14 protein-coding genes are annotated in these 12225 nt (G+C 72.2%); 9 read left to right on the top strand and 5 right to left on the bottom strand.

The features are described 5' to 3' along the window. Positions 1-42 precede the first annotated feature (42 nt). Together AB0A69_RS01890 and AB0A69_RS01885 are read right to left on the bottom strand one after the other, a co-directional pair. Complete coding sequence (locus AB0A69_RS01890) at positions 43-1068, bottom strand: endonuclease/exonuclease/phosphatase family protein (RefSeq protein WP_361414264.1); 1026 nt, start codon at positions 1066-1068, stop codon at positions 43-45. A gap of 211 nt (positions 1069-1279) precedes the next feature. Then, positions 1280-2926, bottom strand: a complete 1647-nt coding sequence (locus AB0A69_RS01885) for an MFS transporter (protein ID WP_361414262.1) — start codon at positions 2924-2926, stop codon at positions 1280-1282. Between the two features lie 228 nt (positions 2927-3154). Here AB0A69_RS01885 and panB point away from each other — a divergent pair, with 228 nt between their 5' ends. The 5 genes from panB (at position 3155) to AB0A69_RS01860 (ending at position 7345) form a co-directional block, all read left to right on the top strand. After that, positions 3155-4024 carry a 3-methyl-2-oxobutanoate hydroxymethyltransferase gene (gene panB, locus AB0A69_RS01880; protein ID WP_361414260.1) on the top strand — a complete coding sequence of 290 codons (870 nt, stop codon included), beginning with the start codon at positions 3155-3157 and terminating at the stop codon, positions 4022-4024. A gap of 147 nt (positions 4025-4171) precedes the next feature. After that, positions 4172-4534 carry a cupin domain-containing protein gene (locus AB0A69_RS01875; RefSeq protein ID WP_361414258.1) on the top strand — a complete coding sequence of 121 codons (363 nt, stop codon included), beginning with the start codon at positions 4172-4174 and terminating at the stop codon, positions 4532-4534. Between the two features lie 75 nt (positions 4535-4609). Further along, positions 4610-5659, top strand: a complete 1050-nt coding sequence (locus tag AB0A69_RS01870; protein WP_361414256.1) for an ATP-binding cassette domain-containing protein — start codon at positions 4610-4612, stop codon at positions 5657-5659. Next, on the top strand, positions 5656-6450 hold the full coding sequence (locus AB0A69_RS01865; RefSeq protein WP_361414254.1) for an ABC transporter permease: 795 nt from the start codon (positions 5656-5658) through the stop codon (positions 6448-6450). Before AB0A69_RS01870 ends, AB0A69_RS01865 begins: the two co-directional genes overlap by 4 nt. Before the next feature lie 85 nt (positions 6451-6535). After that, on the top strand, positions 6536-7345 hold the full coding sequence (locus AB0A69_RS01860; RefSeq protein ID WP_361414252.1) for a site-2 protease family protein: 810 nt from the start codon (positions 6536-6538) through the stop codon (positions 7343-7345). Here the strand turns inward: AB0A69_RS01860 and AB0A69_RS01855 are convergent. Together AB0A69_RS01855 and npdG are read right to left on the bottom strand one after the other, a co-directional pair. Then, positions 7335-7559 (bottom strand): hypothetical protein, encoded by a 225-nt coding sequence (locus AB0A69_RS01855; RefSeq protein ID WP_361414250.1) that lies wholly within the window; start codon positions 7557-7559, stop codon positions 7335-7337. The two genes, AB0A69_RS01860 and AB0A69_RS01855, sit on opposite strands and share 11 nt — an antisense overlap. 12 nt (positions 7560-7571) lie before the next feature. Further along, positions 7572-8252 (bottom strand): NADPH-dependent F420 reductase, encoded by a 681-nt coding sequence (npdG, locus tag AB0A69_RS01850; protein ID WP_361414248.1) that lies wholly within the window; start codon positions 8250-8252, stop codon positions 7572-7574. Between the two features lie 99 nt (positions 8253-8351). On the opposite strand from npdG, the gene AB0A69_RS01845 reads away from it, so the two are divergent. Both AB0A69_RS01845 and AB0A69_RS01840 read left to right on the top strand, forming a co-directional pair. Next, the gene (locus AB0A69_RS01845) at positions 8352-8960 is read left to right on the top strand and encodes a hypothetical protein (RefSeq protein ID WP_361414246.1); all 609 of its coding nucleotides are present in this window, start codon (positions 8352-8354) and stop codon (positions 8958-8960) included. A 43-nt stretch (positions 8961-9003) separates the two neighbouring features. After that, positions 9004-10284 carry an MFS transporter gene (locus AB0A69_RS01840; protein WP_361414244.1) on the top strand — a complete coding sequence of 427 codons (1281 nt, stop codon included), beginning with the start codon at positions 9004-9006 and terminating at the stop codon, positions 10282-10284. Here AB0A69_RS01840 and AB0A69_RS01835 read toward each other — a convergent pair. Next, a complete protein-coding gene (locus tag AB0A69_RS01835) occupies positions 10281-10505 on the bottom strand; it encodes a hypothetical protein (RefSeq protein WP_361414242.1) in 225 nt (74 codons plus the stop codon). The two genes, AB0A69_RS01840 and AB0A69_RS01835, sit on opposite strands and share 4 nt — an antisense overlap. A gap of 58 nt (positions 10506-10563) precedes the next feature. Between AB0A69_RS01835 and map the strand changes: the two genes are divergently transcribed. Then, positions 10564-11421: a type I methionyl aminopeptidase gene (map, locus tag AB0A69_RS01830; protein WP_361414240.1), complete on the top strand. Its 858-nt coding sequence runs from the start codon at positions 10564-10566 to the stop codon at positions 11419-11421. Between the two features lie 133 nt (positions 11422-11554). Beyond that, positions 11555-12223, top strand: a complete 669-nt coding sequence (locus AB0A69_RS01825) for a biliverdin-producing heme oxygenase (RefSeq protein ID WP_361414238.1) — start codon at positions 11555-11557, stop codon at positions 12221-12223. Positions 12224-12225 lie beyond the last annotated feature (2 nt).

Genomic DNA, 12225 nt, shown 5'->3' with positions numbered 1-12225 from the left:
GGGGCGCCCCGGCGTCGCGGGGCGCTCGGGACCGCGCGGGACTCAGAGCGTGACGCGGGCGGCGATCGGCAGGTGGTCGCTGTCGGTCGCCGGGAGCGTCCAGGAGGCGACCGGCTCGACGCCCCGCACCAGGATCTGGTCGATCCGCGCCATCGGGAAGGCGGCCGGCCAGCTGAAGCCCATGCCGTCGCCCGCCGCGCCCTGCGTGGAGCGCAGCTGCGAGGTGACGGCGTTGAGCGAGCGGTCGTTCATGGTGCCGTTGAGGTCGCCGAGCAGGATCACCTTGTCGAGCCGCTCGCGGGCGATGGCCTCGCCCAGCGCGTCGGCGCTGTTGTCGCGCTGGTTGGCGGTGAAGCCGGCGTTGAGCTTGACCCGCACCGACGGCAGGTGGGCGACGTACACGGCGAAGTCGCCCATGGGCGCGGAGACGGTGGCGCGCATGGCGCGCGTCCAGCCCAGCCGGATGTCGACCGGGGCGACGTCGGCCAGCGGGTACGTGCTCCACAGGCCGACCGTGCCCTGGACGGAGTGGTACGGGTACCGGTCGGCGAGCGCCTTCTCGTACACCGGGACCATGGCCGGCTTGAGTTCCTCCAGGGCCACGACGTCCGCGCCGGAGGCGGCGACGCTGCGGGCGGTGCCCTCGGGGTCGGGGTTGTCGGCGTTGACGTTGTGCGAGACGACCATGAGGTCGCCGCCGGGGCCGGACTTGTCGGTGGCGAGGCCGCCGAAGAAGTTGAGCCAGACGGCGACGGGCAGCACCAGGGCGATCAGCGCGGTCGCCGAGCGGCGCAGCAGCGCGGCGACGAGGAGGACCGGCAGGAAGACGCCGAACCAGGGCAGGAACGTCTCGGTGAGGCTGCCGATGTTGCCGACGCGGTTCGGGATCTCGGCGTGGAAGATCATCAGCAGTGCGAGGAGCACCGCGCAGAGGGCGAGGAGGACGCCCCGGCGCCAGATCCCCGGATCGCGGCGCAAGCGGTCGGCCACCGACCGGACCCGGGATCCGGTGCGCTCGCGCTCCGCGCCGCCGCCGCTCCCCGTCTCCGTCACGTCCACCTGCGCCATTCCGTCGTCCTCACTGCCTTGCTTGTCGTGCTCACCGTCCCCCGGAACCCCGACCCTAGGGGATCGGGTGACGGCCGTACTGTCCCGAGGACGAGATTGCGGCGCGGCCGGGTTCCGGAGGTTGCGGTCGAGGCGGCAGCTGTGACAGAACGCGCATATTTGCGACCGTTGTGCGGCCGGTGGCGACGCAGTGCCGTGGGGAGCCCCACGCTCAGCCGCGTACCGGTTCCTCCCGCGCGTCCCCGTGCGGGGCCTGCGGCGCGGGCCCGGCGCCGTGGCCGGGGCCGTGCGGCGGCCTGCGGGCGGGCAGCACCGTGGACACCACCGCCGCGCCCACCAGCGCGGCGCCCATCGACACCACGGCCGTGAGGTGCATGGCGGCGAGGAAGGCGTCGTACGCGGCCGGGGCCAGCTCCCGCCCGGCCGCGCCGAGGCGGTCGGCGGCGGCGAGGGTGGACTCGATGGACTCCCCCGCCGCCTCGCGGGCCGCGCCCGGCGGAACCGCGTCCAGGTGCCCCTCGACGCCGTCGCGGTACGCGGTCGACAGCACCGAGCCGAGGACCGCGACCCCGAGCGCCCCGCCGACCTGCCGGAAGGTGTTGCTGATCGCCGAACCGGAACCGGCCCGGGTCCTCGGCAGCGACTGCATCACGGTGACCGTCACCGGCGGCATGACGTGCGCCATCCCGGCGCCCTGCGCGAACAGCACCAGCTCCAGGACCCAGACGGGCGTGGTGGCGTCGTAGAAGGCGAAGGAGGCGAGGCACCCGGCGATCACGAGCATGCCCGCCGTGCACACGGCCCGGGCCCCGAAGCGCGCCACCGCCAGCCGCGCCCGGGGCGCGAAGAGCAGCTGCGCCACGGCCAGCGGCAGCAGGAGCAGCCCGGCCTGGAGGGCGCTGTAGCCGCGCAGGCTCTGCAGGTAGAAGGCGGCGACGAAGGTCACGCCCATGAGCGCGAAGAACACCAGCGAGATGGCGGCGACGGCGCCGGAGAAGGCGGGTTTGCGGAAGTGCGCCATGTCGATGGCCGGGTGGTCGGTGCGCTTCTCGTGCAGGACGAAACCGGCCAGCACCGCGAGCCCGCCGAGCAGCGGCAGCAGGGAGGAGGGAGCGGTGAAGTCGGCGAGCTCGCCGCCCCGGATGATCCCGTACACCAGCAGGACGAGGCCGACGATGGAGAGGGCCACGCCCAGCGGGTCGAGCCGGCCGGGACGCGGGTCCTTGGAGTCCGGCACCAGCAGGACCATGGCGACCAGCGCGACGAGCACGACGGGGACGTTGACCAGGAAGATCGAGCCCCACCAGAAGTGCTCCAGGAGCAGCCCGCCGGTGACCGGGCCGATGGCGATGCCGAGACCGACGCTGCCGGCCCAGATGCCGATGGCCTTCGGCTGCTCGTCGCGCTCGAAGACGTTCATCAGGATGGCGAGGGTGGCGGGCATCACCAGCGCGCCGCCCACCCCCATGAGCGCCCGGTGGGCGATCAGCTCGCCCGGCGCGTCGGACAGCGCGGCGAGCGCCGAGCCCGTACCGAAGACGACCAGGCCGACGAGCAGGACCTTCTTGCGGCCGAGCCGGTCGCCGAGGAGCCCGGCGGTGAAGAGCAGGCCGGCGAAGACGAGCGTGTACGCGTTGATCGCCCACTCCAGCTCGCTCTGGGCGGCGCCGAGGCCTACGGGCGCGGGGGTGGCGATGGTCCTGACCGCGACGTTGAGGATGGAGTTGTCCAGCACGACGATGAGCAGGCTGAACATCAGGACGCCGAGGATGAGCCAGCGGCGGCGGTGGATCGCTTCCGGTACGGCGGGGGCGGGAGCGTGGGCGTCTGAGGGGGCTACGGGTTCCGGTACGGGCATGTTCCGACCGTAATAGTCCTTTTGTCACCACACGCATCCCTACCGTGACCCCTTACGCCAGTCGGAGCCAGACGGGGCCGGACGGCGCCGGGCGGCGCCGAGCGGAGTGGCCGGTGCCGGACGGAGTGGCCGGGGCCCCACTTCCCCCCACGCGGCACGAAGTGCCACCATGGACCTGGTCCGGGGACGCCGTCAGGGCGCCTCGAGATGACGAAGGAGCCGTTTTCCATGACGCTTCAGGCTGCCCAGCAGCAGCAGCGGCCCGCCGACGGCGCGAAGGCGCTGTACGGCGGCAAGGGCACCCGCCGCATCACCGTCCACGACATCGCCGCCGCCAAGGAGCGCGGCGAGAAGTGGCCCATGCTGACCGCGTACGACGCGATGACCGCTTCCGTCTTCGACGAGGCCGGCATCCCGGTCATCCTGGTCGGCGACTCCATGGGCAACTGCCACCTCGGCTACGACACCACCGTGCCCGTCACGATGGACGAGATGGCCCTGCTCTCCGCCGCCGTCGTACGGGGCACCAAGCGTGCCCTGGTCGTCGGCGACCTGCCCTTCGGCTCGTACCAGGAGGGCCCCGTCCAGGCGCTGCGCTCCGCGACGCGGCTGGTCAAGGAGGCGGGCGTCGGCGCGATCAAGCTGGAGGGCGGCGAGCGCTCGCTGCCGCAGACCGAGATGCTGGTCCAGGCCGGCATCCCCGTCATGTCGCACCTCGGCCTGACCCCGCAGTCCGTCAACACCATGGGCTACCGGGTGCAGGGCCGCGGCGACGAGGCCGCCCACCGGCTGCTGAACGACGCGAAGGCCGCGCAGGACGCGGGCGCCTTCGCCGTGGTCCTGGAGCTGGTCCCGGCGGAGCTGGCCGCCGAGGTGACGCGGTCGCTGCACATCCCGACCATCGGCATCGGCGCCGGCCCGGACACCGACGCGCAGGTCCTGGTGTGGACCGACATGGCCGGGCTGACCGGCGGCAAGGTGCCGCGCTTCACCAAGCAGTACGCCAGCCTGCGGCAGACGCTCGGCGACGCGGCGAAGGCGTTCGCCGAGGACGTGGCCGGCGGGGCGTTCCCGGCCGAGGAGCACACCTTCCACTAGGCCGTGTGCCCGAGGCCCGGCCCCCGGGCCACCAAGCCACTTCCGGTACGGACGACAGCCCGCCGACTTCCCCCATCGGCGGGCTGTCGGCATGTCGAGCGTACCGGCCCGTACGGGCCTAGCCTCGAAGGGAGGAGGCGAGACATCATGGCCGGAATCACCCACAAGAGCTTTGGATCCCCCGACGAAACACGTCCCTTCGAGGGCGACAAGGGCAAGCTCGATCTACTCACCACGGACCGCGGTCCGGTCGGCCGGGCGGTCTTCGAACCGGGCTGGCGCTGGTCCGAGCACGTCAAGCCCATCGCCGGCACGGACAGCTGCATGGCCGCCCACGCCTGCTACACCGTCAGCGGCCGGCTGCACATCGTCATGGACGACGGCACCGAGGACGAAGTGGGCCCCGGAGACTTCGCGGCCATCGAGCCGGGCCACGACGCGTGGGTCGTCGGCGATGAGCCGTGCGTCATGATCGACTGGCAGGGGTTCGCCGACTACGCCAAGCGCTGATACCAAAGAGCCGCGGCTGCGCCGTGTCGGTGGCGTATCGGTGCCGTGTCGGTGACGGCTGGTGACATGGGTCGCATGACACGACCATCCGACACCACCGCCGTCGAGGTACGCGGCCTCGTGAAGCACTACGGCGAGACCAGGGCGCTGGACGGCGTGGACCTCGACGTCCGCGAGGGCACCGTCCTCGGCGTCCTCGGTCCCAACGGCGCGGGCAAGACCACGCTCGTCCGCTGCCTGTCCACGCTCGTCGTGCCCGACGCCGGCACCGCGACCGTCGCCGGGTACGACGTGGTGCGCGAGCCCCGCGCGCTGCGCCGCGTCATCGGCCTCACCGGCCAGTACGCCTCGGTCGACGAGAAGCTGTCCGGCTGGGAGAACCTGTACATGATCGGGCGGCTGCTCGACCTGTCCCGCAGGGACGCCCGGCGCCGCGCCGACGAGCTCCTGGAGCGCTTCTCGCTCGCGGAGGCCGCGGGGCGCGCCGTGTTGACGTACTCCGGCGGCATGCGGCGCCGCCTCGACCTGGCCGCGTCCATGATCGGCCGCCCGGCGGTGCTGTACCTGGACGAGCCGACGACGGGCCTGGACCCCCGGTCCCGCAACGAGGTGTGGGACGAGATCACGCGCCTGGTCGCCGACGGTGCCACGGTCCTGCTCACCACCCAGTACATGGAGGAGGCCGAGCGGCTGGCGCACGAGCTCACCGTCGTCGACCGGGGCCGGGTCATCGCCGCCGGCCGGGTCGACGAGCTCAAGGCCAAGGTCGGCGGCCGCACCCTCCAGGTCCGGCCGGTGGACCCGGCGGACCTGCCCGCGATGGCGCGGGCTCTGGCCGACAGCGGCCTCGACGGGATCGCCGGCTCCACGGTCGTACCGGAGGACGGCCTGCTGTACGTGCCGATCCTCAGCGACGAGCAACTGACCGCGGTCGTCGGGCTGCTGGCCACGCGCGGCTTCGGCATCACGCACATCGGCACCCATCTGCCCAGCCTGGACGAGGTGTTCCTGGCCATCACGGGCGAGAAGTCGTCACCGGCCGCGGGTGCGACGGCCGGCTCGTCCAACGACTCGTCCAACGACTCGTCCACCGGTACGTCCACCGTCGAGGAGGTGACCGCGTGAGCGCGGTCGGGACCCGGGCCGCGCGGGCGAACCTGCGGCACATCGGCGCGCTGGTCCGGCGCAACGCCCTGCACCTCAAGCAGGATCCGCAGTCGATGTTCGACGTCGTCCTGACGCCGATCGTGCTCACGGTGCTGTTCGTGTTCGTCTTCGGCGGCTCGGTCGGGCTCGTCCTGGGCGGCGACCGGGACGCGTACGTCAACTACGTCGTGCCCGGGCTGATGGGGATGATGGGCCTGAACATCGCCATGGCCGTCGGCACCGGCATCAACGACGACTTCCGCACGGGCGTCATGGACCGGTTCCGGACCCTGCCCATCGCCCGGTCGTCCGTCCTCATCGCCAAGATCGTGGTGGAGATCGGCCGGATGGTGATCGCCTCGGCCATCCTGCTCGTGATGGGCTTCCTGCTGGGTCTGGAGATCCACACCTCGGTGGGCTCCCTGCTCGCGGCCGTCGGCCTCTCCGTGGTCTTCGGCGCGTCCCTGATGTGGATCTTCCTCCTGCTCGGCCTCACGATGAAGACGGCGCAGGCCGTCCAAGGGATGGCGATGCTGGTGCTGTTCCCCCTCCAGTTCGGTTCGTCGATCTTCGCGCCGCCGTCCTCGATGCCGGGCTGGCTGCGGGCGTTCACCGAGTACAACCCGCTGTCGAACCTCGCCGACGCCGCGCGCAACCTGATCAACGGCGGCCCGGTCGCCGAGTCGGTGTGGACGACGCTGGCCTGGGCGGCGGCCATCACCCTGGTGACGGCGCCCCTCGCGGTCGCCAAGTTCCGCAAGCGGACGTGACGGTGGGGCGGTGAGCGATGGGCGGCGTGTGACGGAAGGGGCGTCGGGTACGGTCTGTACGTCCCCGAGCCCAGGAGCGCCGCCCATGGCCACCGCCACGTCCCGCCACAGCGAGCGGAGGATCAGTCCGGTCTTCCTCGGTATCGCCGCCATCATGGTGGTCACCGGATGGGCGGTATGGACGGGTTTCTCGGCCAACCTGGGCCTGGCCGTCTTCCTCTTCGTCACGTCGACGTGGATCGTCTCGCTCTGCCTGCACGAGTACGCGCACGCCCGCACGGCCCTGCACGGCGGTGACATCTCCATCGGCGCGAAGGGCTATCTGACCCTCAACCCGCTCAAGTACACGCACGTGCTGCTCAGCATCGTGCTGCCGGTCGTCTTCGTCATCATGGGCGGCATCGGTCTGCCCGGCGGCGCGGTCTTCATCGAGCAGAACCGCATCCGCAGCCGCTGGAAGCAGAGCCTGGTCTCGGCGGCCGGACCGCTGACGAACGTGCTGTTCGCGATCGTGTGCACCGCGCCCTTCTGGCTGGGTGCCCTGGACGGCGTGCCGGTCCCCTTCCGCTTCGCCCTCGCGTTCATCGCGCTGCTCCAGGTGACGGCGGCGATCCTCAACTTCCTGCCTGTTCCCGGCCTGGACGGCTACGGCGTGATCGAGCCGTGGCTGTCCTACCGGGTCCGGCGGAAGGTGGAGCCGTACGCGCCCTTCGGGCTGCTCGCGGTGTTCGTCTTCCTCTTCATCCCCGAGGTGGGCGCGGCCTTCTTCGGGCTGGTCCACTTCGTCCTCGACGGGCTCTGCATCTCGGACCTGGAGACGTACTGCGGGCGGGACCTCTTCAGCAGCCTGTGGCAGGAGCAGACCCCGGCCTGCGAGGAGATCGTCAGCTGGTGACGCGCTGCGGGCGGCGGCGCCAGTAGTACCACGCCATGTTGGACGAGACGCCGGACAGCAGCACCCACACGATGCCGAGCCAGCTGCCCTGGGCGAAGGAGACCACGGCCGCGGCGACGGCGAGGGCGCAGACGACGAGGGCGTACAGAGCGAGGCGGGGCATGGGGGTCGGCTCCTGTCCGGGTGCGGGTGTTGCCCGTCCAGTGTCCCCCATGCCCGCCGGCCGCTAGATATCGGTCACGCGCAGGCCCGCGTGGGCCTTGTAGCGGCGGTTGACGGAGATCAGGTTGGCGACCAGCGCCTCCACCTGGTGGGCGTTCCTCAGCCGGCCCGCGAAGACGCCCCGCATGCCGGGGATGCGGGCGGCGAGCGCCTGGACGACGTCGGTGTCGGCGCGCTTCTCGCCCAGCACCATCACGTCCGTGTCGATCTCCTCGACCGTCTCGTCCTGCAGCAGGACGGCGGACAGGTGGTGGAAGGCGGCCGTCACCCGCGAGTCGGGCAGCAGGGCGGCTGCCTGCTCGGCGGCGCTGCCCTCCTCGGGCTTGAGGGCGTAGGCGCCGCGCTTGTCGAAGCCGAGGGGGTTGACGCAGTCGACGACGATCTTGCCGCGCAGCTCCTCGCGCAGCGACTCGAGCGTCGCGGCGTGGCCCTCCCAGGGCACGGCGACGATCACGATGTCGCTGCGGCGGGCGCACGCGGCGTTGTCGGCGCCCTCGACGCCCAGGCCCAGCTCGGCCGCCGCGGTCTCGGCGCGCTCGGCGGCCCGGGACCCGATGATCACCTTCTGGCCTGCGCGGGCGAGCCGGTACGCGAGGCCCCGCCCCTGGTCACCGGTGCCGCCGAGGACGCCGACGACGAGCCCGGAGACGTCGGGGAGTTCGTACGGATCAGTAGCAGTAGTCATGGCCCGACAGTACGGGGACGCCACCGAGCCCGCCCCGTCCGGGTGACGCCCGGCCGAAACCCTGCGCGGCGGCCCGGCCCGGGGGCATGATGCGGCGCCATGGATGCCGTACGCGTCGCACTGCTGCGTGAGGTCCTGGCCGGTACGGAGTGGCCGGCGGTGACCCGCCGGTTCGCCGGGGTGCTGCGCTCCTCGGTGGTGTCGCACGGCGGCGGACTGCTGCTGGTGGGCACGGCGGAGTACGAGCCGTGGCACCTGGCGGCGCACCTGGTGGACGAGGCGGCCTGGTCGGGGCTGCCCGAGCTGGCGCCGACGCTGGTACGCCACCGGGTGCGGCCCTCCGATCCGGCGCACCTGGCGGTGGGCCTGGGGCGGCTGGAGGCGGCCGGGCGCGGCTCGACGCTGCTGGTGGTGGCGCCGGACCGGCCGGACGGCGGCCTGCTGGAGCGGGTGCACGACGCGCGGCGGGCGGGGGCGACGGTGCTGTCGCTGGACCGCGGCGACCGTGAGGTGCACGGGCTGGCGCACGAGGCGCTGACCGTGGCGGAGGAGCAGGACGTCGACCTGGACACGGTCCAGCACCTGGTGAGCGCGGCGGCCGGTGAGAACACCCTGCCGGGCTCCTCCCGGCGGGGCCGCCGGCGCTTGCGCGACCGGCTGTCGCGGCTGGCCGACCAGCTGACCTCGCCGCCGCCGACGCGCTGGTAATCCGGTTGCCCGGGGTGACGGCCGCCGCCGACCATGGCGACTCGTGGCCCCCCGACTCTCCGCCCTCCTCCCCGACCTGTCGCCGTTGCGCGCGTCGCGGGACTTCCGGCTCCTGTGGATACAGGGCCTGGTCACCTACTTCGGCAGCTTCGCGGCGATGGTCGCGCTGCCGCTCCAGATCAAGGAGCTGACCGGTTCGCCGCTGGCGGTCGGGGTCATGGGCGCGGTCGAGCTGGTCCCGCTGGTGGCGTGCGGCCTGTACGGCGGGGCGCTCGCCGACGCCGCGGACCGGCGCAAGGTCATCCTCTCCACCGAGACGGCACTCGGCCTGCTGGCCGTGCTGCTGCTGGTCAACGCCCTGCTGCCGTCGCCGCTGCTGTGGCCGCTGTACGTGGTGGCCGCCGGGGTGGCGGGTCTGGCGGGGCTCCAGCGGCCCGCGCTCGACGCGCTGCTCGCCCGGATCGTGCCGCACGACAAGCTGACGGCTGCGGCCTCGCTGAACGCCATCCGCTGGGAGCTGGGCGCCATCGCCGGTCCGGCGCTGGCGGGGCTGCTGGTGGCCTACGGGAACCTCGCCACCGCGTACGGCACGACGGTGGTCTGCTTCACCGTCTCGGTGGCGCTGTGCCTGCGGCTCACGCCCGCGCCGCCCGCCCGCTCGGGCGGGAAGCCGTCGCTGCGGGGCATCGCGGAGGGCGCGCGCTACGCCTGGTCGCGGCCGGTGCTGCTGGGCACGTACGCGATCGACCTGGCCGCGATGTTCTTCGCGTTCCCGAACACGATCTTCCCGTTCCTCGCGGACGACCTGGACGCGGAGTGGTCGCTGGGGCTGATGTATGCCGCTGGAGCGATCGGCTCGCTGGCGCTGAACCTCACCAGCGGCTGGACCTCGCGGGTGCGGCGGCACGGGCTGCTGGTGGTGTGCGGCGCGGCCTGCTGGGGGCTGGCCATCGCCGCGGCGGGCTGGTTCTCCAGCGTGTGGCCGGTGCTGGTGTGCCTGGCGGTCGCGGGCGCGGGCGACACCCTGAGCGGGCTCGGCCGCTCGACGATCTGGAACCAGACCATCCCCGACGAGCTGCGGGGCCGGCTCGCGGGCATCGAGGTCCTGTCGTACAGCGTCGGCCCGCAGCTGGGCCAGGTCCGGGCGGGCGCGATGGCCGGCTGGACGGGGACGCGCCCGGCGTTCTGGAGCGGCGGGCTGGCGTGCGTGGCGGCGGTGGGCCTGCTCGCGGCGGCGCTGCCGAAGCTGCTGACGTACGACGCGACGACGGACGAGGACGCCCTGCGCCGCCGCGCGGCCCGGGAGGCGGCGCAGCTCCCTTAGGGCGCCTGGTCCCGGGGGGTGTCATGCCACTTCGGGTCGGTCTCCCACTCCAGGTTCCGCTCGTGCGCGGTGTCCATCGCGCGGGCGGCCTCCTCGCGGGTGGTGTAGGGGCCGAAGCGGTTCTTGGCCGGGCACTCCGGGCCCTCCTCGACCTTCTGGTGCTTCAGGCAGTAGTACCACTCGCCCGGTTTTCCGGTCGTGCGCTTCTTGAACAGGGCCATCGTCGGGCTCCTTCCTCTGACGCCATGGTGCCCCGTGCACCCTGGTTAGACTCGCTGCATGTCTGGCCAGTCGCTGCTCGTACCAGGGGAGCTGTCTCCCCCTCGTTCCGTTCCCGGGTCCATCCGCCGCCCCGAATACGTCGGAAAGCCCATGCCGGCGCCGTACACCGGCCCCGAGGTGCAGGATTCCGACACCATCGAGCGGATGCGCATCGCGGGCCGCATCGCCGCGCAGGCGATGGAGGAGGCCGCCAAGCACATCGCCCCCGGGGTGACGACCGACGAACTGGACCGGGTCGCGCACGAGTACATGTGCGACCACGGGGCCTACCCGTCGACGCTCGGTTACCGGGGCTTCCCCAAGTCGCTGTGCGCGTCGATCAACGAGGTCATCTGCCACGGCATCCCCGACTCCACCGTCCTGCGCGACGGCGACATCGTGAACCTCGACGTCACGGCGTACATCGACGGCGTCCACGGCGACAACAACGCCACGTATCTGTGCGGTGACGTCGACGAGGAGTCGCGGCTCCTGGTCGAGCGGACCCGCGAGTCGCTGAACCGCGCCATCAAGGCCGTCAAGCCGGGCCGCCAGATCAACGTGATCGGCCGGGTCATCGAGTCGTACGCCAAGCGCTTCGGCTACGGGGTGGTCAGGGACTTCACCGGGCACGGCATCAACTCGTCCTTCCACTCCGGCCTGATCATCCCGCACTACGACTCGCCCCACGCGACGACGGTCATGCAGCCCGGCATGACGTTCACCATCGAGCCGATGCTGACGCTGGGGACGCACGAGTACGACATGTGGGACGACGGCTGGACGGTCGTGACGAAGGACAGGAAGCGGACCGCGCAGTTCGAGCACACGCTCGTCGTGACGGAGACCGGGGCCGAGATCCTCACGTTGCCGTGACGCCCGGGGCGGGTAGGCTTTTTTCCGACGGACCGTCGGCAACCCGTTGACTCAGGTAAGCCTCAGCAGGAAGATCGGCGGTAGTGGCGGCCCCGGCTGCCACTTCCCGTTGACCCGGACCGGGAGGCCCGCCTTGGATGCCAGCGCCACCACCGTGACCCCCTTCTCGACGCTCATCCGTACCGCCTCGCACCAGCAGCACACGGAGGCGGAGAGCTCGCCCTTCATGAGCCACCTGCTCGGTGGCCGGCTCGGCGTGGAGGCCTACGCCCGGTACACCGAGCAGCTGTGGTTCGTCTACCGGGCCCTGGAGGAGGCCGCCGGCCCGCTGGCGGACGACCCGGTGGCGGGCCCGTTCATACGCCCCGAGCTGTTCCGTACCGCCGAGCTGGAGCGGGACCTGGCCCATCTGCGCGGCGAGGACTGGCGCACCGGCGTGAGCGCGCTGCCGGCGACCGCCGCGTACGCCGCCCGCGTCGAGGAGTGCGCCCGCACCTGGCCCGCCGGGTACGTGGCGCACCACTACACCCGCTACCTCGGGGACCTCTCCGGCGGCCAGATCATCCGGGACAAGGCCGAGCGGACCTGGGGCTTCGCGCGCAAGGGCGACGGCGTGCGGTTCTACGTCTTCGAGGAGATCCCCAACCCGGCCGCCTTCAAGCGGACGTACCGCGAGCTGCTGGACCGGGTGAACGCCGACGACCTGGAGAAGCAGCGGATCGTCGACGAGTGCAAGCGGGCGTTCGACTTCAACGGCGCGGTGTTCCGGGAGCTGGACCGGGAGTTCCCGCTCAGCGCCTGACG

It is taken from the genome of Streptomyces sp. NPDC045431 (assembly GCF_040646655.1).
Classification (GTDB): domain Bacteria; phylum Actinomycetota; class Actinomycetes; order Streptomycetales; family Streptomycetaceae; genus Streptomyces.
The sequence above is the reverse complement of the archived record's forward strand: the minus strand, read 5'-3'. Positions and strand labels throughout refer to the sequence as shown.

Coding starts and splice junctions, on each gene's coding strand:
- AB0A69_RS01890 (WP_361414264.1), bottom strand. CDS start 1,068: ATGGCGCAGGTGGACGTGACGGAGACGGGGAGCGGCGGCGGCGCGGAG.
- AB0A69_RS01885 (WP_361414262.1), bottom strand. CDS start 2,926: ATGCCCGTACCGGAACCCGTAGCCCCCTCAGACGCCCACGCTCCCGCC.
- panB (WP_361414260.1), top strand. CDS start 3,155: ATGACGCTTCAGGCTGCCCAGCAGCAGCAGCGGCCCGCCGACGGCGCG.
- AB0A69_RS01875 (WP_361414258.1), top strand. CDS start 4,172: ATGGCCGGAATCACCCACAAGAGCTTTGGATCCCCCGACGAAACACGT.
- AB0A69_RS01870 (WP_361414256.1), top strand. CDS start 4,610: ATGACACGACCATCCGACACCACCGCCGTCGAGGTACGCGGCCTCGTG.
- AB0A69_RS01860 (WP_361414252.1), top strand. CDS start 6,536: ATGGCCACCGCCACGTCCCGCCACAGCGAGCGGAGGATCAGTCCGGTC.
- AB0A69_RS01855 (WP_361414250.1), bottom strand. CDS start 7,559: ATGGGGGACACTGGACGGGCAACACCCGCACCCGGACAGGAGCCGACC.
- npdG (WP_361414248.1), bottom strand. CDS start 8,252: ATGACTACTGCTACTGATCCGTACGAACTCCCCGACGTCTCCGGGCTC.
- AB0A69_RS01845 (WP_361414246.1), top strand. CDS start 8,352: ATGGATGCCGTACGCGTCGCACTGCTGCGTGAGGTCCTGGCCGGTACG.
- AB0A69_RS01835 (WP_361414242.1), bottom strand. CDS start 10,505: ATGGCCCTGTTCAAGAAGCGCACGACCGGAAAACCGGGCGAGTGGTAC.
- map (WP_361414240.1), top strand. CDS start 10,564: ATGTCTGGCCAGTCGCTGCTCGTACCAGGGGAGCTGTCTCCCCCTCGT.